The sequence below is a fragment of the Candidatus Megaera polyxenophila genome, assembly GCF_029982035.1.
GTDB classification, from domain to species: domain Bacteria; phylum Pseudomonadota; class Alphaproteobacteria; order Rickettsiales; family Rickettsiaceae; genus Megaera; species Megaera polyxenophila.
Genome location: NZ_CP104166.1, coordinates 322731 through 346362 on the forward strand (window position 1 = coordinate 322731; position 23632 = coordinate 346362).

Genomic DNA, 23632 nt, shown 5'->3' on the forward strand with positions numbered 1-23632 from the left:
ATATCGTTTTAGTTTTTTAAATTTAAGTAAAATCATTCAGTAGCGTGGCTAATTAATAATTTTGTATCAGATTCTTTAGGAGAGCCGTCGCCATTAACATATTCATAAAGAGTAGCCGTAGATATGTTAAGCCTTTTTACTAAATCTTTTAAGCTTCTGCCTAATCTATCAAGTTTCCATATTACCAGAGTATTACGAGGTTGGAGAGCTTTAAGGCAATTAATTAATCCTGGTCTGTTATCGGGTCTTGACCCTGACTGGCTATCAGAATAAATCCGGTCTTCGCTAACACCAGCAGCGAGTAGGGCGTCTTTCTGTAAACTCATTGCTGGTTTCATAGTTTAAAAACGGGTAGGTTTTTATTCTCGTCGATAAGATTTTGGAACTGCAGCTTTTGTATTGGAATTTTTGATGATTTTATAATCAAATTGCTTAATTTTTGGCAATTTGGGCAGTATTCTCCCTTTAGCTTCATCCGCACCTTGTTTAATCCATGCTTAGCCGTTATCCACAAAAATGCCGCAGGTTAACCATGCTGTAGGCTATAGTTTTCAGAGCATAATGGTTTATGCTGTGGAATTCAAATCTCAGTAACAACCGTTTGAATTTATCTTCCCAGGCAAATATTCTCTCTATCGTTCTAAACCTTTCTTTAAAGATTTTCCGGCAAAAAGTTTGCTTTCTTCCTCGCTTAGATTTCTTGCGACTCCTTTTATTCTCTGGCATATTAGGAGTCATGCCAAGATTAAAAATTGCTTTACGATTTTTACGTGAATTATATACACCATCTAAGCTCATGGTACTTTCCTTGAGATCTATACCTATTAGTTTTACAATCTTTTTTAAGTTTGATATTGCAGGAGTAAGCAGGATTCCTTCATTCCTATTACCCGGAGCAGTAACAAAAGGCGCAATAACATTGCAGTTTCTATCACAAAACGGTACAACCTTGTCTCCTTTAGTGTGTTTATGACCATTATACCCTAAGTTGTCACCCTTTTTTAGCAGAAGTACAAGTACCATCACCATGTAATATATCAGTATCAAGCATTCCAGCTTTAAATAACCTTGCCACCGAAGCTTCGAAAATCTTATCAAAGCATCCGTGCTTAACCCAGAACTTAAAAGCATTATAGATATTAGTATAGTGAATTTCTGGCATGCCGTCTTTATTTTTGTCTATTGGTATCTGTTCCCATTGGCAACCAGTATGCATGAGTTTAAGAATGTAATTAAATAATTTGAAAAATGATATCTTTTTACTTGGACCACGTGTGCCTTTTTTAAGATGCGGTAAGACAAATTCGTTAAATTCATCTTCTCTCAAAACAGTAGGAAGCTTGTTGTATCGTCTAATTCTGCTCATTCTATTTGGTTACTTAAATAAAATTAATGAATACTCAATATATCTACAAACCTTTTAAATACAAGGCTATAATGGTTTTATTTCGTAAAAATTCAAACCCGCAATGAGTTCTAGCTATTAAATATCAAAACTATTTAAAAGTGAAGTTGGAGGTTCAGAGATTTTGATCAGCTTTCTGCGAAATGATTTATAGTTGATAACCTCAACGATATTAGAGTTTAGGAAAGTTTTTGATAGAAAATTTTATTATAAGCATTTGCATTTATTATCAAATGTCGCTTAGTAATGCAAAACAGTTCTTATAACGGAATTTTATACATTTATAAAAGTTTTATTTGACAGATACAATCTTAAATTTTAAAATTACTTGCTGTGATGGTCGCGCAGTTGCGTCAAGTTTTTGACGAGGAAAGTCCGGACTCCATACAGACATGATGCTGGATAATCTCCAGCGGAGCATCGTTAAGGATGTTTTAGGGAAAGTGCAGCAGAAAGATACCGCCATTAATTTGGTAAGGGTGAAATGGTGCGGTAAGAGCGCACCGGGTTTCTTGGTGACAAGAGCCGCTTGGCAAACCCCATCAGGAGCAAAATCAAATAGGTGTAATCGAACTTGAAATTTTATTTTAAGTTCCTAGTTGTCTGTAACTAGATATTATACGGGTAGGTTGCTTGAGGTAAATGGTAACATTTATCCTAGATAAATAACTGCGGTAGCTTTGGCTATACAGAATCCGGCTTATAGACCATCATTGTCTTTCTTGTGACTATATCATTTAATTAAAGAGAAATGATCAAATTCTTTCATTATCCTATATGTCCTCTTTCACGCCAAATTAGGGTATATCTAACCGAGTTAAACCTCGAAGTTAGTTTGGTTAAAGAAGCTTATTGGGAGCGAAGGGAAGATTTTATTAGAATTAACCCTGGTTCAACCCTGCCGGTAATAATATTTGGGGAAGAAGCTATAATTGGTTATTACGCAATTACTGAATTTCTAAGCGAAAAATTCGATAATTTCTACTTAATGCCTAAAACCCTTAAAGAAAAAACTAAAATCCGCCAAGAAATTTACTGGTTTAACGAAAAATTTTATCGTGAAGTAAGTAAATTAATCCTTGAAGAAAAAATGATTCGTCTTCTTAGAAGGATAGGGGGTCCTAGAAGTGAATATATAAGAGCAGCTAAAGCAAATTTACTTCCTCATTTCAAATATTTGACCTCTCGGTTAAATACTCATTCGTATATAACCTCAGAACAAATGACATGCGCAGACGTAGTAGCAGCTTCACACATTTCAACGATTGACTATTTCGGCGAGATAAAATGGGATAATTTCCCACTTATTAAACAGTGGTATGCAATTATAAAATCACGTCCTAGTTTTAGGTCAATTCTGCAAGATCACATAGCTGGGTTTGTTCCATATACAGATTATGCAAATCTTGATTTTTAAGTATGTTTTTAAAAATCAATAAAAAAATCTATACTTTAAAAGATATTAGGTTAAAAAAAATAATAAATAGTCTCTCCGTCAAAACTCTCTACCCCTGAATTAGAAGGGGTTTCATGTTATAAATGGCTTACGAAATCCATAAGAAAATGTTATAATTAGCGCATAAAGCTTATGGATTTTAAAGTATATGCCTATAGAAAATATTAGTTTTTCTCAAAAACAAGAAAGATTATTTGGTGAAAAATTATCTATACAACTAAATCGCAAAAACAAATTATATAAACTGAGAGATTTGGTAAATTGGTCTGAACTTGAAGCGCTGGCATTAGCTAAGGTTGAAATCAAGCAATTCGGTAGAAATAAGAAGGATCATAGAGTAATGCTAGGACTATCAATGCTGCAAGCTATGTATAACGGTTCTGATTCGTTTACGGAGGAAGAATTAAAGGAAAATATATATTGGCAATATTTTTGCGGCTATGAGTATATGCAACAAGATATTGACGTATCGGAGGCGACTATACGTAGATTCCGCAATGCTCTGGGAGAGGAAGGATATAAAGAGATTCTAAAAGAGCTTTTGCGTATAGGACTGAAGGTCGGAGCACTCAAAAAAAAAGACTTGGAATCGGCGATTATAGATACGACTGTACAGATTAAGAATATCAAACATCCACATGACGTACATTTAATGGAGACCGCAAGAGCAAAAGTAGTAGATCTCTGTAAACGACTTGGTATTTCGCTTAACGAGACATACGCCAAGAGTTTTAAATATAAGACGATCAAGCTTTGGAAGTACAAGGAAGATAGTAAAGCAAGGCAACGTAGAAAAATAATGATAAGCTTAAAAGTCCGCTTAGGTAGGTTGATCCGTATATGCTGGAGAGGTATAGAAAAATCAAAATTAGAACTATCTGCTGAGGATAGCGCCATTTTTACGAGAGTTAAAAATATTCATGCCCAGTCTGTGCTTAAGAAAAAGGACAAGGATATTTATAAAAAAGAGCATAAGATAGTCTATAGCTTTCATGCTCCGGAGGTAGAGTGTATCGGCAAGGGTAAAATGAATAAACCTTACGAATTTGGTAACAAAGTCGGGATTGCAGTAAGCGGCCGAGGCAACTTTATTCTTGGGGTTAAATCTTTTCACGGTAACCCCTACGACGGACATACTTTAGATCAAACGGTATCGGAGCTGCGCAAGCTAAGTCCGGAGACTAGCAAAATTTTTGTAGATCTTGGTTACACCGGCCATAACTTCAAAGAAAAAGGCAAGGTTTTTACCGCCAAGACCAAGAAAGCTTTATCAACCGATGACAAAAAGATGCAAAAGCGGAGAAGTGCAATTGAACCGATAATAGGTCATCTAAAGAATTTTGGTCGTATGGGTAGAAACTACCTTAAGGGAATAATTGGAGATATCGTTAATCCGCTTATCTCTGCCGTTGGCTTGAATTTGCGTAGAATCACTAATATTCTCAAAGAATCCACCGCATAATAATTTTCCGAAAATCTTAATAATTTAAGCAATTAGCATTGCTCAAGAGAGAATCATGAGTAAATTGTGAATTTTTGCCATCATAGCACCTAAATTTTATATTTTTGGTAAAAAAATACCCCAAAAAAATAAAAATGCGATGATTGACTTTTAAAATTATTAAAACTACATCAAAAATTTAGAATTTTGACGGAAAGACTAAATAAATAGAATATTGAATACCAAAATAACTTTTTAGCTACGTGGTTTTGTTCTGTGTCTGCAAAAAGATTAACTGCATAATATAAAAAAATCAACCCAGAAATTATGGCAGTAATCAAATACAGGTGACTGCTAATGTTTAAAAAATAAGGCCATAAACTGATAAAAAACATCAATATACTATAAAACATAATCTGTTTTTTTGTATATAATACTCCTTTGATTACCGGCATCATTGGCACGTTACAATTTTTATAGTCATCTGACCTATATAACGCAAGCGCCCATGAATGTGGAGGAGTCCAAATAAAAATAATAGCAAACAACGAAAAAGCTTGCCATGATATATTGCCGGTAACTGAGGCCCATCCAATTATTGGTGGCAATGCCCCAGATACTCCTCCTATTACCACATTTTGAACAGATGTTCTTTTTAGCCAAATTGTATAGATGTAAATATAATATAATATGGTAAATGCAAGTAAGGCGGCTGATATGATATTTACTGATACCGCCATCATAATTACTGCCATAGTTCCTGTAATTATGCCAAAAGCAAGGGCCTCATCAGCTTTTACTGCGCCGGTAACTATAGGCCTTTTTTGGGTACGTTTCATAATTGCATCAATATCTCTATCGTACCACATGTTAATTGCTGCGGCTGAACCAGCACCGATAGTTATACATAAAATAGATACAAATGCAATTAGAGGGTGGATATTACCTGGTGCTAGAAGCATACCTGAGATAGCGGTAAAAACTACTAGCGACATAACGCGTGGTTTCATTAACATGAAATAATCTTTTACCGAACCGCCGAGGTTATCCTCGTATGATAGTGTAGGTAAATTGATATTGGCCATCGTAGTTTACCTAATAATTGGCTGCTTTTCAAAACTATGATACGCTGGCGGCGAAGGTAATGTCCACTCCAAGGTGTCAGCTCCCTCCCCCCACGGATTATCCTCGCATTTTTTACCAAATTTTAGAGTATAAAAAATGATATATACAAAAAAAAGAGCTGCGCCAAAGGAGATATAGGATCCTATTGATGAAATTAAGTTCCACCCGGCAAAGGCATCCGGATAATCTGGGATACGTCTTGGCATTCCAGCCAACCCTAAAAAATGCTGCGGAAAGAAAGTAAGGTTAACACTGAGAAAAGTAATCCAAAAATGTGTTTTTCCCATCCATTCAGGATATTGCTTTCCTGACATTTTACCAAACCAGTAGTAGAAGCCAGCAAATGCTGTAAATAATGCCCCAAGTGACATAGTATAATGAAAATGAGCAACTACATAATAAGTATCATGCAAAACTCTATCTAAAGCTGAATTAGATAAAACAATACCAGTAACCCCGCCAACGGTAAATAAAAGGATAAATCCTATTGAAAACAACATAGGAGTTTTAAAAGAAATTGATCCTCCCCACATTGTTGCTATCCAGCTGAATATTTTGATACCTGTTGGGACGGCAATAATCATTGTACCGGCTGTGAAATATATAAGAGCGTTGTATGACAACCCAACTGTAAACATATGGTGCGCCCATACTATAAACCCGATAAATCCGATAATTGCCATTGCGCAGACCATACCGGTATAGCCAAATATCTTTTTGCGTGAGAAAGTAGCAATCACTTGGCTTACGATACCGAATCCAGGAAGGATTATGATATATACTTCAGGATGGCCAAAAAACCAAAATAAATGCTGAAATAGAATAGGGTCGCCGCCCCCGTCGGGTTTAAAAAAGTGCGTGCCAAAATTCCTGTCAGTAAGTAGCATAGTAATTGCTCCGGCTAGTACTGGCAAAGCTAGTACAAGCAGAAATGCAGTAATAAGTATAGACCAGACAAATAAAGGTAATTTAAACATTCCCATTCCAGGAGCGCGCATGTTAAATATAGTCACAATCATATTAATTGCCCCTAAAATAGAGGACATACCTGCAAGGTGCAGGCTAAATATGGCCATATCAACAGCAGCGCCAGGATGGCCTGACAAATTGCTTAAAGGCGGATATACAGTCCAACCGGTACCTGCTCCCCCATCTGTTACGCTTGATAAGACAAGTAATATCAGTGATGGAACTAAAAGCCAAAAACTTATATTATTCATTCTAGGAAATGCCATATCAGGCGCACCAATCAGTAATGGTACAAACCAGTTACCAAAACCGCCAAATAAAGCAGGCATAATCATAAAAAACACCATAATCAAAGCATGGGCGGTAATTAGGACATTATAAAATTGATAATCTCCGCCCAAGAAATTTGAACCAGGTACAGATAGTTGTATTCTAAAAAGTACCGAAAATGCCCCACCTATTAAACCAGCAATTATCGACAGAATAATATACATAGTGCCGATATCCTTATGATTGGTTGACATTAACCATCTTCTCCATCCCCTTGGGGTATTATGATCATCATCTGCCATATATTCTTTCCTTGAGTTATTAAATTAATTATTATTACTTATAGTATGTTAATTTTTTGTATATTGTACAAATTCAGTAAGAAATTAATTGCCTACTAGACAGCTTCAGCTAATTGTTTAATATCAGCTCCTACTATCGTTTTAATGTTCCTTGTGATTTTATCATATTCCCAATCCCACCATTTTACTTGTAATAATTTTTCAATAACATCCTCAGTAAACCTTTTTCTTATCAAATGTGCTGGATTTCCAGCTACTATGGTATAGGGCTGTACGTTTTTAGTCACTACACTGTATGCACCGATAATCGCTCCATCACCTATTGATACTCCTGGCATTATTACAGAACCAGTGCCAAACCACACGTCATTACCGACTATTGTGTCGCCCTTTAAAGGGAATTCTGGTGTGTAATCTTTCCAATTATCAAAAAGAAAAAACGGATACGTAGAAAAACCGTTCATCTGATGATTCGAATTATCCATAATAAAAGTGGTATCAACCGCTATTTGGCAAAATTTACCAATAATTAATTTACAAAAAAAGCAGTTCCTGACATTTTTTTCCTCAAATCTTTCTGGGTTGGTGTAATCATGATAATAAGTATAATCACCTATAATAATGTTCGGATTACTAATGCAATTTTTAAGAAACACTGTTTCTTTAACCATTTTGGGGTAAATGAACGGATATAGGATATTAGGATTAGTCATATAAAATGGTTAATTCATTATTACTGCATACTAAGTTTCATTTTTGATTTAGCTACCCACTGCTGGAATTCTTCTTTGCTTACTACTTCAATAGCTATAGGCATAAACCCATGATTTACACGGCATAATTCCGAGCATTGCCCATAATAGACCCCTTTTTTGTCTATTTTGGTCCAGGTTTGATTGACTCTACCAGGTACTGCATCAGTTTTGATACCAAGGGACGGAATAGCAAAACTATGAATTACATCAGAAGCAGTAATTAGGAACTTTATAACCGATCCTTGCGGGACAATTACTCTATTATCTACTTCTAAAAGCCTAATTTGTCCAGGTTTTAAATCCTTATCCTGAAGCATGTTGCTGTCAAATTCAATATTACCATGATCAGGATAGGAGTAACTCCAATACCATTGTGATCCTACAACTTTTATTGTAACATCAGGGGTAGGGGAGTGTTCAGCTATTTTGAGAATGCGGAAGGAAGGTACAGCTATAATAATTAGTATTAGGATAGGAATGACCGTCCATATAACCTCAATTGCTATATTATGGGTGAATTTTGCTGGAATAGGGTTACGCTTTGCGCTGAACCTGAATATAACATAAATTAGAAGCAGTAATACAAATAATACTATGGCTGTTATAATAAAAAGAAGAAAATTATGAAAAGAATGGAGTTCAGCCATGATTGGACTAGCGGCTTCTTGAAAGTTTAGTTGCCATTCATGCGGTTTACTAGCGTAACAGGTTGAGGCTTGCATAAAACCAATTACCAATAACAGAACCCTTGTCATAATTAATCCTAACAAAATTGATAAGCTGTACTATTTAGAATATATATCCCTACTTGCATATAATACCTGTTTTTCTCTAGATCATAAAGAAATAAATCAAACTATTACTTCTAATATGTTTACGATTTGCAAGAAAAGTTACACTGATTTAGCTTAGGGGTAAATATTGTTTTAAATAAAAGCCTGTATGGCTTTGGTTGCAAGCTGCAACGGTTTGAGGCACGCCTTGAACGACTATTCTACCTCCTTTTTCCCCTCCTTCTGGTCCTACATCGATTATATGGTCTGCTGTTTTGATTACGTCCATGTTATGTTCTATCACTAAAACTGTATTACCTTTATCTACAAGTTTATGTAAAACGTCTAATAATTTCTTAATATCATCGATATGTAGCCCAGTAGTGGGTTCATCTAATATATATAAAGTTTTTCCAGTTGAGCGTTTAGATAGTTCTTTGGCTAATTTTACTCTTTGTGCTTCCCCTCCAGAAAGGGTAGTAGCTGATTGGCCAATTTTAATATAACCAAGGCCGACTTCCTGTAACGTTACTAATTTTTCATAAATATTAGGTACTTTTTCAAAAAATGTAGTGGCATCTTCAACCGTCATATCCAAAACGTCAGCAATGCTCATACCTTTGTACTTAACTTCTAAAGTCTCACGATTGTATCTCTTACCATTACAAACATCACAATTAATGTACACGTCAGGTAAGAAGTGCATTTCTATTTTGATTAACCCATCGCCCTGGCATGACTCACATCTACCTCCTTTAACGTTAAAGGAAAATCTCCCGACTTTGTAACCTCGTGTTTTAGATTCTGGCAAATCTGCAAACCAATCTCTAATGGGGGTAAATGCTCCAGTATAAGTAGCAGGATTGGAGCGGGGAGTTCTACCAATTGGGGACTGATTAATGTCAATTACTTTATCTATATGCTCAAGTCCCTTAATTGACTCAAATTCTCCTGGGTAAATTTTAGTTCTCGGTTCTAAATATTTCAGGGCAGCCTTATAAAAAGTATGAATTATCAATGAAGATTTGCCGCTACCTGATACACCGGTTACAGCGGTGAAAGTACCCAGTTTTAGTGTGAAATTTACATTATGTAAGTTATTTGCTTTAGCACCTATTAATTCAATTTCCTTGCCTTTATGACTGGGTCTAATTTTATCTGGAACAGCTATAAACTTTTTACCGCTTAAATACTGACCAGTTATACTTTTCTCCGATTCCTTAATTTGTTGCGGAGTGCCTTGGGCTATTATATTACCACCATGAATACCAGCTCCAGGTCCTACATCAATAATATGATCTGATTCGAGCATAGTCTCGTCGTCATGCTCAACTACTATTACAGTATTTCCTAGATCTCTTAAATTCTTTAGAGTAGCAATCAGACGAGCATTATCTCTCTGGTGTAAACCGATTGATGGCTCATCAAGAACGTACAGAACACCGCTAAGGCCTGATCCAATCTGAGAGGCAAGTCTAATACGTTGACTCTCTCCTCCTGATAAAGTTCCAGACTCTCGGGATAAGGTTAAATAATCCAAACCGACATTGATTAAAAAGCCTAACCTTTCACGGATTTCTTTGATAATTCGCTCAGCGATTAACTGTTGTTTTTTATCGAGAACTGAATTTATTTCATCAAACCATTTTTTAGCTTGGATAATTGTTTTATTAGATACTTGGCCAATATTTAAATCACCTATCTTGACACATAAAGACTCTGACTTTAGTCTGTAGCCGTTACATTTGCTGCAATTATGTTTAGATTGGAAGCGTGACAATTCTTCTTTCATCCACGCAGTATCAACTTTGTGATACTTTTCCTCTAAACTTGGGATAATTCCGGCAAAAGGTTGTTCTATTATTTCTGATTTCCGGTCATCATGGTACTCGAATCTAATTTCTTCTTCTCCCGACCCATAGAACAAGACATTCTTAATTTCTCTAGGTAATTGCCCAAATGGAGTAGTTAATTTAAAATCGTAATGCTTTGCTAAAGATTCTAAGGTGTCCACAAAAAATTTAGACAATGATTTATTCCATGGTACAATAGCTCCATCGTTTATACTTAAAGTATCGTCTGTGACTATTAACTCTTCATCGAAAAAAGCTTCTTTCCCTATACCTTCGCATTTTGGGCAGGCACCAAACGGACTATTAAAAGAAAATATCCGAGGCTCTATTTCCTCTAATCTAAAACCAGAAACAGGACACGAGTATTTTTCTGATAAAGTTATTCTATCTCCTTTTTTATAAGAGGCTTTTATTCCTTCCGGTAATTCGACAATTTCTATATAGGTAAGACCTTCGCCCATCTGGAGAGACATTTCTAAACTTTCTGCTATTCTATTGCCAAGATCTTTATTAACTGCAATTCGATCAACGATAACTTCTATAGTGTGTTTTTTATTTTTATCAATCTTAGGTAATTCATCTAAATCGCATAACTCCCCGTTTAAAAATATTCTCTGAAAGCCATGTTTCTTTAAATTTAAGATTTCTCTACGGAATTCTCCTTTTTGTCCACGAATTATCGGTGAGAGGATATATATTTTTGTTTCAAGCGGAAGAGAATTGACTATATCAATCATCTCGGAAATAGATTGGCTTTTTATAGGCAAGCCCGTAGCCGGTGAATATGGTACTCCAACTCTAGCATAAAAAAGCCTTAAATAATCATAAATTTCTGTGATGGTACCAACAGTAGAGCGGGGATTTTTAGAAGTGGTTTTTTGGTCGATAGCAATGGCCGGAGATAAACCGGAAATTGATTCAACATTAGGTTTATTTTGTAAATGCAAGAATTGTCTTGCATAAGAAGAGAGGCTTTCTACATATCTTCTTTGTCCTTCTGCATATATCGTATCAAAAGCCAGTGAAGATTTCCCAGAACCACTAAGACCTGTTATGACAACGAATTTATTCCTGGGTATATCGACATTAACATCTTTTAAGTTATGCTCTTTAGCACCTCTAACTTGAATAAATTCCTGCATATTTTAATATAGATTAATATTGAAGCCTTCGAGCATTATAGTAGGCAAAAACTCTGTAATGCAATAATAAATTTTAATATGGATTAAATTATACTCCTACTACTAATAATTCAGCTGTTTCTGATTAATTTATATCTGAGGGTAGTAAATTCTCTTTGAAAGGAGTTTATGGATATGATATAGCTATTACAGAAGAACTGAAAATTTTTTAATCGTTATTAAATTTAAGAAAAATAGGAATTATAACTAATGGCAGGCAGTTTAAACAAAGTTTCGTTAATTGGTAATTTAGGCAAAGATCCGGAGATTAGAAGCACTTCTGATGGAAAGGAAATTGCTAGCTTTAGCATAGCAACTACTGAAGCTTGGAAAGATAAGATTAGTGGTGAGAAAAAAGAAAAAACAGAATGGCATCGTATTGTAGTTTTTAAGGAAGGTTTGGTTGGCATTGTTAAAAACTATATAAAAAAAGGTTCAAAATTATACATCGAAGGGCAACTTCAAACTAGGAAATGGGTGGATAATAATGGTCAGGAAAGATATACTACTGAGGTTGTTTTACAAGGATTTAATGCAAGTCTGATCCTTCTCGACGGTAAAGCTGGTGCTTTTACCGATACAAATACTAACAATAACTTACCTAATTTTGATAATAGTGAATTAGATGATGAGATACCTTTTTAAGTTTATTTTTGTAGGTATCATAGCCTCATTTTTGCTTTCTTCCTGCCAGAGTCTAGATAAGGCAGAAACTATTCCCGTTGTTGAGCTAAGTGGCTTTGAGAGAGTGTTAGTACCGGGCGGAGATTTCGTGATTACCACATATCAGAAAGTCCACGATAAAAAAGCTCCCTACGTTTTTTATATCGAGGGTGACGGTCTAGCTTTTATCAACAAATACACTGTTTCTCCAAATCCTACTCCGCGCAAGCAAATGCTTACGAACTTGGCTGCGATGGATAAAAGACCAAATGTTGTTTATGTGGGAAGGCCTTGTCAATATACACCGATGGAATTAAATCCTAAATGTAGTAAGACATATTGGACAGATAAAAGATTATCCGATGATTCAGTAGCTGCTATTAACGATGTAATAAACAAAGTTAATGCTAATCATCAGAAATTCAGCTTGATTGGTTATTCTGGAGGTGGAGGTATCGCTGTTTTAGTAGCTGGAAGAAACCCTAGGGTTAAGGACGTTATAACTATTGCGGGAAATCTAGATCACTTAGCTTTTACAGAATATCACAACGTAATTCCGATGAGTGGTTCATTAAACCCAATTGATTATGCAGCGTCAATAAAAGATATACCGCAGTGGCATATTTCCGGAGCTAATGATAAAATAGTTCCACCTTTTATCGCTGAGAAATATACTAGAGTTTCTGCCTCACCTTGTGTAGCTCAGGAAACTTTTTCCGGTGTAGGACATAAAGAAGGTTGGGATCAAGTCTGGGAAAGTATATATACCAAACCTATTAGATGTTATCATTAATTAAATGTAAGCTTCAGCAGATGGGTCAGAATAATCAGATGTCTGGATAATTGTTGAAGAAAGTGAAATTTATTTTAAATTCCAGTTTTTTTTAATAAAAGTTTTGTTACTTATTGTAAATCTTATCCAAGAAAAATCTTATATAAATCTTATAATCTAAGGGTATTAAATAAATATCCGGTTTAATTGTTTTTTTAAATTTTACCTATAGTGTTAATTTCTTCTTTGCAAATCCATTTTTTTCAATTAATAATTAAAATAAAAAATAAATTAAAAATCGGTGTTATAAAATTATGTTTTTTAATATAGATGTAATAATAGTAATTGGATTTCTAACCTTAAATTTAATATGTGGGCTTCTCTCTGGTTATGGAATAAAAAATATTAGGGAATATGCCATCGGTAATAAAAATTTTTCTACCGCAACTATTGTTGCCGCAATTGCAGCAACTTGGATTGGTGGTTCTAATTTTAGCATCACTGTAGCTGAAACCTATACACAAGGAATTTTTTTCTTGATATGTAGCCTGGCTGAAGCAGTATCTTTTTGGTTGATTGCTTATTTTTATGCCCCCAGAATGGCAGAATTTCTAGGAAAACTATCAATAGCAGAGGCTATGAATGATATATATAATAACCGCTATATAAGAGGTATTATAGCTATATTTAGTACAGTTCCCGCAATAGGTAGAATTGCTATGCAATTTCTAGTTTTACATACCCTCTTAAGTCTATGGCTTGGGATGCCTGGTGTATATGCTACCACATTAAGTAGCTTAATAATAATTATTTATTCTACTTTTGGGGGAATTAAATCAGTAACTTTTACTGATTTAATTCAGTTTTTTACTTTTGGTGTTGTCACGCCAATGGTTGCCTTTTTAATTTGGAAATCATTTGATAATAATGACCAAATAATTACAGCTGTTATAACTGATCCAATATTTAATTATAGTTTAATTTCTGATTCCCAAAAACAAGTTATTAACGATACTTTGTACTTATGCCTATTTTTAATGATACCACTTCTTGATCCGGCAATTTTCCAAAGAATATCGATGGCTAAATCTACATCACAAGTATCTAAATCTTTTATTATAGCTATCTTCTTTATCCTTCTTTGTGATGCTCTAGTGCATACTGTTATTGGGGTTTTATTTAGAGCTGATCCGGGCATTACTGGTATAAATGCAGATAATGTTATTCAGTATATACTAGATCATTATTTAACTTACGGATTAAAAGGAGCTTTTGTTGTTGGTATCATGGCAATGGTTATGTCTACTGCAGATAGTTATATAAATTCATCATCGGTACTACTTAGCTACGATTTTATTAAGTCTACTGGTATAAATTTAACAGAGAAAAAAGAATTATTTTTAGCCCGTGTTTTTTCATTGTTTGTTGGCATTATAGCCCTTTGTGTTAGTTTATTTGCTGGAAACCTATTAGAGTTACTTTTATCTGTATATAGCTTCTATATGCCGGTTGTGACAGTACCTTTTACACTAGCCATTTTTGGTTTTCGTAGTACTGCTAAGGCTGTATTAATTGGTATGGTATCTGGATTTGTTACTGTATTATATTTTTCAGTATTTTCTGAGAAATATAATATAATACCAGGTATACCTGGTACTTTAATTAGCCTAGTATTTTTTATAGGAAGTCATTATATATTGGGAGAAAAAGGAGGATGGGTTGGTATTAAAGACAGAGGACCTCTTGAAAGCATAAGGTTAGAAAGAAAAAGAAAAATAACAAATTTTATTTACTTACTAAAAACTTTTAGTTTTAGTCATTTCTGTAAAAACAACACTCCAAAAGAAGAAAGAATCATGGTCTATTTTGGTTTGTTTTGTATACTCATGGTATTCTCTAGTGCTTATGCTTTACCAAAAGCTTTACACCAAAAATATGAAGTTGTGCTTTACTTTATGTACTATTCAGTACTTACCTTATCAACTATATTTATTACATATACCTTTTGGGTAAAAGAATTTAAAAATAGAGTATTTATATCTATATTATGGAATATAGCAGTATTTTATAATTTAGCTTTTTGCGCCAGTTTATTAGCTATTATTGGTCAATTTTCTCAGGTACAGGTCGCTATATTAATTACAAGCCTAGTTACTATATCGATTTTAATGTGCTGGCAAGTTGCTCTATTGATGATTATCGGGGGAGTGGTACTTAGTGTTGTATACTATAAAACTTATATCGATATAAATCCCTTAAGTGATTATATGAATGATTTACAGTTCAGTATAACCTACTCCTTACTTTTGGTAAGTGCTATATTAATAGCTTTTTTAAAACCAAAGCAGCAATATCAAGAATTAACAGAGGGTAATAATGCCTTTTTAAGCAATAAAGTGCTAGACCAAAAGAAAGAACTAACTAAGCTATATGAAATTAAAAATGAGCTCTTGCGGAATCTAGGGCACGAAACCCGTACACCAATTGTTGGTATTACTAGTCTTGGGCAGGTTTTGTCGGACAACTACGATAAATTTAACGAAGAGCAAAGGCGTAAGGCAATTAAGGACATTGCTGATAGCTCTGAAAGGTTAACCAGTTTAGTAAATAACCTGATTGATTTATCACAACTCAGTAACGTTAACTACGACCTAAATAAGACTCAAGTAAACTTAACTGATTTAGTTTACGAAAGATTAGAACTATGTAAAAAATTGTATATTGCCGACAAAGATAAAGAAAACTTGTGGTTTGATTTACAAATAGAAGGTAAATTAACTAGCCTATGTGATAAATATTATATCTCAAGTGCTATAGACAATATAATAGTAAATGCTATTCAATATTCTAAACAAGGAGCAATTACAATTAAGTTAAAATCAGAACAAAACAATAATATTGTCTTTAGTGTAAAAGATGAAGGAATAGGTATTCCTAAAGATGAGTTATTAGAAATTTTTGATCCTTTTACAGTCGGTTCAAATACTAAAACTCCTGCAGGTGGTAGAGGTATAGGGCTTGCTTTGTGTAAAAAAATTATTGAAGTGCATAATGGTCAGATATGGGCTACGCAAAATCAAGATAAAGGGGTTACTGTTGCGTTTTCTTTGCCAATTTAATTAAAGTTTTAGTATTTTGATTCTTCACTAACTTTTAAAGGCGAATTAATTTATAATAATTCGCAGTTCATGTTTGATTATTTCTGAGTCAGTAGTAATTAGCGATAAACCTTCGTGACTAGCTTGAGCTATTGACATCCTATCAAATGGGCCTCTATGTGTAACGGGGGTAATTCAGACAGGGTTATAATATGCTTGTAATTGGATGTCTAATAAATCAAATCCATTTTCTTGTAATTGAGGTATAAAATCGCCAGCCTAAATAATTTTGTTTTTTAACAAGCTTAATCTATTACAACTTTTTATAGGTTTGTATTTAAGAATTTTAGCTATAGGTTTTCCAGTTCTTTCAATTATTATTTCTTCTTCAATTTCTCCTTATTTTTTTAGCAAAGATGATAAATGGGCTTTGGCAGAACTAATGTTTAGTGATTGCATAAAATTTACTTAAATAGATTGGTCTGTATATATTTAATTTTTGTTATTAATACAATCCATAATCGCAAAGGCGACTACTTCAAGTATATCAGTTGCAGAAGAACCCATAGGTATGATTTGCACAGGGTATTCAAAACCATTTAAAATTGGGCCAATAAATACCTCACCTGCTAGTTCTTCAAGTAAGTGAGTTGCAATAGCAGCCGAATGGAGACCAGGCATAATTAAAACGTTTGCAGGACCTGTTAACCTACAGAAAGGGTACAATTTCTGCAAATTAGTATTCAATGCTACTTCTGCCGACATTTCCCCATCATATTCAAAATCTAAATCCATTTTATCAAGTATGGTGATTGCCTCGCGAACTCTCGATGATTTTTCTCGAAGTGGATTACCAAAATTGGAAAAAGACACTATAGCAATTCTTGGAGTATATCCCATAGATTTAGCTACTTCTGCTGTCTGCAGAGTAATTTCTACTAAATCTTCTGCTTGAGGTAATTCACAAACCGTATTATCAGCAAAGATTATATTATGTTCCCGAGATAGCATTATAGAATATCCAATAATTCTTTTGCTTTTTTTAGGCATGATTACTTTCGATATATCATCTATACTGTCGTAATAACTTTTTGTAAGGCCTGTCACCATAGCGTCAGCATCTCCGCAAGCCATCATACAAGCAGCAAAAATGTTTCTATCAGATTTAACAAGCCTTGCACAATCTCTATATAAATATCCTTTGCGCTGTAACTTTTTGTAAAGATAATCTATGTATTTGTTCAAATTATTATTGATTGCAGCATTCATAACTGTAATATTTTCAAGGGAATATCCTTCCCCTAAGGCTTGGACAATGGGATCAATTTTACTGTGTCTTCCTACGAGAATTGGGCTTCCGTAATGCTCATCACGTAACATCATTGCTGCTTTTATTACTTCTTCCTCTTCACCTTCTGCAAAAATCACCCTTTTAGGTTTATCATGGGTGATTTTATCAAATACAAAATGCATATAATTCGAGGTAGGATTTAACCTGTTTGCAAGTTCTGACCTATATTTTTTGATATTAAGTTCCTTAATTTTTGCTACACCACTTTTAAGTGCAGCTTGTGCTACAGCTACTGGAACAGTAGTAATTAACCTTGGATCAAAAGGAACGGGAATAATGTAATCAGGACCAAATGTTTTCCTACTGCTATTATAAGCACGATAAACCTCTCCTGGCACGGGTTTTCTAGCTAATTCTGCTAAGGCGTAAGCGGCTGCTATTTTCATTTCTTCGTTAATGCAAGTAGCTCTAACATCGAGAGCTCCTCTAAAAATATAAGGAAAACCCATTACATTATTTACTTGATTATCGTAATCTGATCTGCCAGTAGCAATTATTGCATCATTCCTGACCGATTTTATATCTTCAGGTGTAATTTCTGGATCAGGATTGGCCATAGCAAAAATTATCGGGTTTTTAGTCATTGAAGCTACCATTTCCTTTGTCATAGCTCCTTTGACTGAAAGTCCCAAAAATACATCTGCACCTTTGATTGCTTCGCTTAATGTACGATGAGGAGTATCAATGGCCTTTTCTTCTTTCCACTTATTCATTCCTTCTGCACGTCCTTTATATATAACGCCTTGAGTATCACAAAGAATAATATTATCTTTATTGACTCCTAGAGATATGGCAAGGTTGATACAAGACATAGCTGCTGCTCCTGCTCCATTTACTACCATCTTAATTTCTGACATTTTTCTTTTTGTCAGAAGAACTGCATTAATTAGAGCGGCTCCAGTAATTATAGCAGTTCCATGTTGGTCATCATGAAAAACCGGGATATCCATTAATTCTTTAAGCCTTTCTTCGATGATAAAACACTCAGGAGCTTTTATATCCTCTAAATTAATTCCACCCCAGCTATATCCTAGATGCTTTACTGTGTTAATGAATTCTTCAGGATCAGCTGTATCTACTTCTATATCAAAACAATCAATATCGGCAAATTTCTTAAATAATACCGCTTTTCCTTCCATGACGGGTTTGGAAGCTGCTGCTCCTAAATTGCCAAGACCTAAAACAGCTGTACCATTGGATATTACTGCTACCGTATTACCACGTGCAGTATATTTATATATATCATCTGGATTATTCTTAATTTCAAGACAAGGTGCTGCCACTCCCGGAGAATAGGCCAAAGACAGATCATGTTGAGTTAAAAGATGTTTTGTAGGTTTTAAAGCAATTTTCCCAGGCTGACCTTTTTCATGATATTCTAAAGCTTTTATATAATCGGGTGAATGTTTTTTATCCATTTTAATATATACAAATTAATTTAACTACATCATCGCTACGCGAGGATATACACAAGTATAGATAATGACAAGATAGAAAATACAGTAGTAGAAGTAATTATCGATGACATTGTCTCCGGATCACCACCAAGTTGTCTCGATAATATATAGGCAGAGCTTGCGCATGGCAGACAGCTAAATAAAATTCCTACAGATTTTGCTATACCGCTAATTGACATAATCCATAAAATTATAAAAGTTATTACTGGGGTAATAATAAGTTTAATAAAGCTTGCAGAAATAATTATTTTCATATGATCAGGATTAATTTTAAACTTTAAGCTAGCACCAACTATTAATATGCCAATTGTTAAAGCCGAATTAGCTATACTGTCAATTGTTTTTTCAATTCCCATATTTAAATCAATTTTGAAATAGTTAAACGCAAAACCGACTAAGCTAGCAATAACAAAAGGATTAGTTATAATAGATTTCATCATTAGGACCATACTTTGCCTTTTAGAAGCACCTCCGTTTTCTAGAGGTAGATAATAAACAAAGCACATGATTGCTGTAACATTAGTGAGCACTATCATATAGGGCGAGATACTCGCTACTACTGACAACCCGTTTTCTCCAAATAAAGCAGAACTCAGAGCAAAGAAAATATAATTGTTATATCTGGTAGCACCCTGAAATAATGAAGTAAATTGAGCTTTATCGTAATTTTGTTTCGTTTGATGATAGACTACAAGGCCAGAAACTATTAAATTTGAGATTACCAGAGCAATAACTAATCGAAAAAATTGGGTAGCTGCTAATTCAAGCCTATAAGTACTACCAAACAAGACAGCCGGGAATAAAATATAAAAAGATAATTTCTCTAGTCCACGCCAAAATTCATCAGAAATAAGCCACTTCTTTCTTATAAAACTTCCAATAAGAGCAATCAAAACAATAGGCAAAACATTACAAAAAACACTGTACATGGTTATTTTGATAATACATAATATTTAAAAAGTCTGGCCATGATAGCAATTACGCTGCAGCAAATCAAGTAAGGTCTTAATATTATTCCACCGGTTCTAAACTAAGCCGAAAGCTTTACTATAGTAACTGCGTATATCAAGAAAATAATAAAAAAAATTATCGCCATTAATACGTAATTTTTCTGCCTTATCTTTTTGGGCAAATAATTTTTTTTCATATAATAAATAGATATTTCTTAATTACAATATACATTATTTTTCCCTAAAAATATATATTTTTAATTCCCTATATCCTGAGGCTTTTCCAAATTTTAATAGACATTTATTACAAAAACAAAGATTCATAAGGGTTTAAGTTACGATAATATACAAAATTCTAAAAACTGAATAATAATATTTTATCAAGACTTAGCGTGCCTGCTATGCAAATTACAAAATATCGTAATTGTAAATAACAGTATTTATCGATAGTTTCTAGTTCTTTTTTGCTGTCGCAATAGCACTCAACAGATCTTCTAATTCTTTAGTGTCTGCTTCTTTTTTTGGAGCAAATAAATTACCTGTAGCTTTAAGAGCAATTTTAGCAGGGGTAGAATCGGCATAACTTCTTCCAGGAGCAGGCTTGGATAAATAAAACGAAAACACTGAAATAAGGTCAATATCTAGATTATATAAATTAAAACTAGCTGATGCAGCAGCGGCCGTATACTTGGTTTTAAATCCTATATCCTTGAGAGTAAAGAGGCCTTTTACGAGTTCTACAGCGGCTTTTAATTCACTAATTTCAGTTTTTTCTGTTAATATTGCCTCTTTTAAATCATCTTTAAAAGATTTAAGGTTGTAGTTTGGACTACTGACAGCCTGTATTAGATTATCAATGGAAAAATTGTTTATAGTTATATTCTTAGCAAGAATGTCTGACTTTGTATATAAATTATATAGCTGCTCTTCAAGCGAATTACCATTTGTAGACCACATACCATTAGCACTGATTACACCACCGCTGTCAAGAACTCCTACTGGCATGAATTTGCTAATTTCCGGAATAATTGCTGAGTTCAAGGCATATACAAAATTTATTGTATAGGGATCAAGTAATATACTGCCAGAAGAAGACATTCGGCCGCCGAATATGTCTGCATCAAACTTATTAATCTCAAATAAAGCTTTGTTATTCTTAGCTTTAAAAATAACCCTATCAAGAGAAAAATCTCCTTGATAAAGTTTATCGAGCATAAAGTTCATATTAAGATCAACCTTGTCCAAAGCATAATTTGCTAAAATGTATTGCCTTAATTCAGAAATAGCACGAGGCGACAAGAAATCAACCTCGATAGCTCCCCCATGAATTGTCATTCCAAAAGATGGTTTTAGTGCAGATGTAACAAGTTCAATGGTTGCGTCAATATGGTTCTTACCGTCATTTAATGATAAATTCTCTAGTTTAATTTTCCCCGGTAATAAATTAAGATTAAAGTTGACATTTTTATATAATGAACCCTTAGCAACAAGTTGATCTACGCTTATATTGTAATTACTTATAGAATTTATTGTTCGTAGCGGAATGAATTTACTTAAATAATCTTCTTTTTTGGAATCTTGGGTTAGCTCTATAGCATAATTATACAAATGATTAAAAGCTGGAAAATTTTTCTCGTCTAAATTAACTTTGGCAATTTTTAAATCAGCATTAATTCTTGGCGAGTCACCTATAAATTTAGTTGAAAAGAAACCAGAAATTTCAGTATCGTTAGTTTTTAGTAACAAATCCTGCATTGAGATTTCTACCGAGCTCAACTGAACATTAGATACAAGGCTATATGGAATATAACTTTCAGATCTTAATTCCGCTCCACCTAAGATTTCAATTAGATCGTTAAGGTCTTTATGTGTCAAGGCAATTACGCCATTAAAAAGACTCCGGAAAGAATTTTCAGAAATGACCCCTTTAATCTTGAAACCACCTCCTTGATCAAAAGTACCGGAAAAATCTTCAACTTTACCTTCTCCATTCTGAATGAAGAAATCCAAATTAACATCCGTTACAAGATTCTTAGGGCTGAATATTATCTGTTTTGCAGAAATATTTGCTCTTAATTGGTTTTTATTCAGACTGAATTTGTTCTTATTGCTCGAAGAGTATAAATTAATGCTTGGTTTATCAGGATCGTTGTTTTTACTCAAATTTCCTAAGTCTAGTTTACTGAAATTGATTTGGACATTATTAATATCCTGATTATTTTTACTAAATGCTATCTCTCCAGTACCAGCAATAGAATCAGACTGAATTATAATATTTTTAAGATTAAGCCAATTATTTACAGGCAAAATATCTAAAGTGATTTTTATTTTTTGATTAAAAGACAATTTATCAGACAAATTGGCAAAATCCGGTAACAATGCTAAAAATTTGGTAACCAAAGATCCAGTTACCAATTCCATTTTTCCGCTCTTTAAAACAGAATTTTCGTATATTTCCTGAAGCTTTAGGCTGTGTTCTGGATTAGTAACGTCAAGGTTAAAGTTAATTTGGCTAGCATTGTTAATGAAATTACCTTTTACACTACCGATAGAGGCTATTTCACCGGTAAATTCTGCTCCTTTTTTATTGCCTGAAAAAACAAAATTTTCTATAGTAAATGGTATATCCTTATCTGATTCAACAAAAATCAATTTATCAATCCTAGCTGACATAGTAAGGGCTTCTTTTTTTATTAGCTCACCAATAAATTCATCGTGATCTATATAATTTACATCATCATTAGATAGGTGGATTATTGCTTGGCCAATTTCTATATCAGAAACCTTATGGCTGAAACTTAAAACTGATAATAAAGAGAATCTAATGTTGATATTTTTAAGTTCAATTTTTCCTTCTTGTTTGACTTCATCTATTATTAATGAAGGGGAAGGAAATTGCTTGATCCTGTAATTAACCTGATTAATGTCCTTAACGTCAATTTTAGCACTGCTAACAAAATCTTTATAGATCTTATTATAATCTGTTAGATAGATAGAACTCCCCACTACGGCTAAAAAAATAGCAATTACACCAATTAACGACAGAATAAACTTTTTCATGATATCTCTTTAATTTTTAGCTATAGTAAGTTATACAATCTTTGTGGCCTTATAAAGGCCGGATTGGCAATAAGTTCATAATAGTAGTTTTTAAATGTCCGATCAATTAGTTGCTGATAAAAATATACTAGATGACAAATTAATTATAGTAGGAGTTATCTCCTCAGCACACGGTATAAAGGGTCATGTGATAGTTAAATCCTTTACCGACCCCGCTGGGAATATTGTAAATTTACCAGTATTTGACCAAGATAACACCACGGTTGAGCTAAAAATTATCAGAGTTAAACCAGACGGAACTCTCATTTGCAGTTTGAATAATTGCCATAGTAGAACGGAAGCAGAGAGATTTATTAAAAAATTCCTTTACTGCTTAAGAAGTAATTTACCGTCAATCTTAACCGAAGATGAGTTTTATATCGAAGATTTAAAAGGCTTAAAGGTGGTTGACCTTAATGGAAATCATATAGCTAATATTACCAATATTGCTAATTATGGAGGCGGAGATATTGTGGAAGTACAGTTTCTTCTCAATGGGAAGCTCGAGATGCTAACCTTTACGAAGGAACTATTTCCTGAAATAACCAAAAACCATGCTGTGATGGCTTTAAAAACAAAAATAACTAAAAGTTTATGCTAAGATCATGTGTTTTTCTTTTTTATTTCTTGAGTTGTAAAATACTTTAAGTAAAATATTTATTTAAATCCTAAATGGCTAACTTTTTAATCTTTATAATATTTTAACTCTAGG

Annotated in this window: 17 protein-coding genes and 1 other RNA gene; 8 read left to right on the forward strand and 10 right to left on the reverse strand. The window is 33.8% G+C overall.

Annotation, left to right across the window (positions count from 1 at the left end; genetic code table 11):
- Positions 1-32 precede the first annotated feature (32 nt).
- The gene (locus N3Z16_RS01645; RefSeq protein WP_282486488.1) at positions 33-326 is read right to left on the reverse strand and encodes a recombinase family protein; all 294 of its coding nucleotides are present in this window, start codon (positions 324-326) and stop codon (positions 33-35) included.
- 242 nt (positions 327-568) lie between these two features.
- Between N3Z16_RS01645 and N3Z16_RS01650 the strand changes: the two genes are divergently transcribed.
- The gene (locus tag N3Z16_RS01650; protein ID WP_282485820.1) at positions 569-973 is read left to right on the forward strand and encodes a hypothetical protein; all 405 of its coding nucleotides are present in this window, start codon (positions 569-571) and stop codon (positions 971-973) included.
- An 18-nt stretch (positions 974-991) separates the two neighbouring features.
- On the opposite strand, the gene N3Z16_RS01655 is transcribed toward N3Z16_RS01650, so the two are convergent.
- Positions 992-1366, reverse strand: a complete 375-nt coding sequence (locus N3Z16_RS01655) for a hypothetical protein (RefSeq protein WP_282486490.1) — start codon at positions 1364-1366, stop codon at positions 992-994.
- Between the two features lie 371 nt (positions 1367-1737).
- On the opposite strand from N3Z16_RS01655, the gene rnpB reads away from it, so the two are divergent.
- The 3 genes from rnpB (at position 1738) to N3Z16_RS01670 (ending at position 4323) form a co-directional block, all read left to right on the forward strand.
- An RNA gene (gene rnpB / locus N3Z16_RS01660) (RNase P RNA component class A) lies at positions 1738-2124 on the forward strand.
- A 32-nt stretch (positions 2125-2156) separates the two neighbouring features.
- Positions 2157-2822, forward strand: coding sequence for a glutathione S-transferase family protein (locus N3Z16_RS01665; protein ID WP_223939379.1), 666 nt, complete (start codon positions 2157-2159; stop codon positions 2820-2822).
- 187 nt (positions 2823-3009) lie between these two features.
- On the forward strand, positions 3010-4323 hold the full coding sequence (locus tag N3Z16_RS01670; RefSeq protein ID WP_282485558.1) for an IS5 family transposase: 1314 nt from the start codon (positions 3010-3012) through the stop codon (positions 4321-4323).
- Positions 4324-4493: 170 nt separating this feature from the next.
- Here the strand turns inward: N3Z16_RS01670 and cyoE are convergent, their stop codons facing one another.
- The 5 genes from cyoE to uvrA all read right to left on the reverse strand — a co-directional run bounded on the left by cyoE (position 4494) and on the right by uvrA (position 11491).
- The gene (gene cyoE / locus N3Z16_RS01675) at positions 4494-5387 is read right to left on the reverse strand and encodes a heme o synthase (protein WP_282486492.1); all 894 of its coding nucleotides are present in this window, start codon (positions 5385-5387) and stop codon (positions 4494-4496) included.
- 6 nt (positions 5388-5393) lie between these two features.
- Complete coding sequence (gene ctaD / locus N3Z16_RS01680) at positions 5394-6968, reverse strand: cytochrome c oxidase subunit I (RefSeq protein WP_282486493.1); 1575 nt, start codon at positions 6966-6968, stop codon at positions 5394-5396.
- A 95-nt stretch (positions 6969-7063) separates the two neighbouring features.
- Positions 7064-7681 carry a CatB-related O-acetyltransferase gene (locus N3Z16_RS01685; RefSeq protein WP_410519619.1) on the reverse strand — a complete coding sequence of 206 codons (618 nt, stop codon included), beginning with the start codon at positions 7679-7681 and terminating at the stop codon, positions 7064-7066.
- A 20-nt stretch (positions 7682-7701) separates the two neighbouring features.
- A complete protein-coding gene (gene coxB / locus N3Z16_RS01690) occupies positions 7702-8478 on the reverse strand; it encodes a cytochrome c oxidase subunit II (RefSeq protein ID WP_282486495.1) in 777 nt (258 codons plus the stop codon).
- Positions 8479-8626: 148 nt separating this feature from the next.
- Positions 8627-11491, reverse strand: coding sequence for an excinuclease ABC subunit UvrA (gene uvrA / locus N3Z16_RS01695; RefSeq protein ID WP_282486496.1), 2865 nt, complete (start codon positions 11489-11491; stop codon positions 8627-8629).
- A 249-nt stretch (positions 11492-11740) separates the two neighbouring features.
- On the opposite strand from uvrA, the gene ssb reads away from it, so the two are divergent.
- The 3 genes from ssb to N3Z16_RS01710 all read left to right on the forward strand — a co-directional run bounded on the left by ssb (position 11741) and on the right by N3Z16_RS01710 (position 16084).
- A complete protein-coding gene (ssb, locus tag N3Z16_RS01700) occupies positions 11741-12175 on the forward strand; it encodes a single-stranded DNA-binding protein (RefSeq protein WP_223939386.1) in 435 nt (144 codons plus the stop codon).
- Positions 12156-12986: an alpha/beta fold hydrolase gene (locus tag N3Z16_RS01705; RefSeq protein ID WP_282486498.1), complete on the forward strand. Its 831-nt coding sequence runs from the start codon at positions 12156-12158 to the stop codon at positions 12984-12986. The genes ssb and N3Z16_RS01705 overlap by 20 nt, the downstream gene beginning before the upstream one ends.
- Positions 12987-13279: 293 nt before the next feature.
- The gene (locus tag N3Z16_RS01710; RefSeq protein WP_282486499.1) at positions 13280-16084 is read left to right on the forward strand and encodes a sodium:solute symporter family transporter; all 2805 of its coding nucleotides are present in this window, start codon (positions 13280-13282) and stop codon (positions 16082-16084) included.
- A 471-nt stretch (positions 16085-16555) separates the two neighbouring features.
- Here N3Z16_RS01710 and N3Z16_RS01715 read toward each other — a convergent pair whose 3' ends face one another.
- The 3 genes from N3Z16_RS01715 to N3Z16_RS01725 all read right to left on the reverse strand — a co-directional run bounded on the left by N3Z16_RS01715 (position 16556) and on the right by N3Z16_RS01725 (position 22881).
- Complete coding sequence (locus N3Z16_RS01715) at positions 16556-18832, reverse strand: NADP-dependent malic enzyme (protein WP_223939615.1); 2277 nt, start codon at positions 18830-18832, stop codon at positions 16556-16558.
- Positions 18833-18867: 35 nt separating this feature from the next.
- Positions 18868-19800 carry an AEC family transporter gene (locus N3Z16_RS01720; protein WP_223939616.1) on the reverse strand — a complete coding sequence of 311 codons (933 nt, stop codon included), beginning with the start codon at positions 19798-19800 and terminating at the stop codon, positions 18868-18870.
- A gap of 474 nt (positions 19801-20274) precedes the next feature.
- The gene (locus N3Z16_RS01725; protein ID WP_282486501.1) at positions 20275-22881 is read right to left on the reverse strand and encodes an AsmA family protein; all 2607 of its coding nucleotides are present in this window, start codon (positions 22879-22881) and stop codon (positions 20275-20277) included.
- A 94-nt stretch (positions 22882-22975) separates the two neighbouring features.
- Here N3Z16_RS01725 and rimM point away from each other — a divergent pair, with 94 nt between their 5' ends.
- Positions 22976-23521 carry a ribosome maturation factor RimM gene (gene rimM / locus N3Z16_RS01730; RefSeq protein ID WP_282486502.1) on the forward strand — a complete coding sequence of 182 codons (546 nt, stop codon included), beginning with the start codon at positions 22976-22978 and terminating at the stop codon, positions 23519-23521.
- Positions 23522-23632 lie beyond the last annotated feature (111 nt).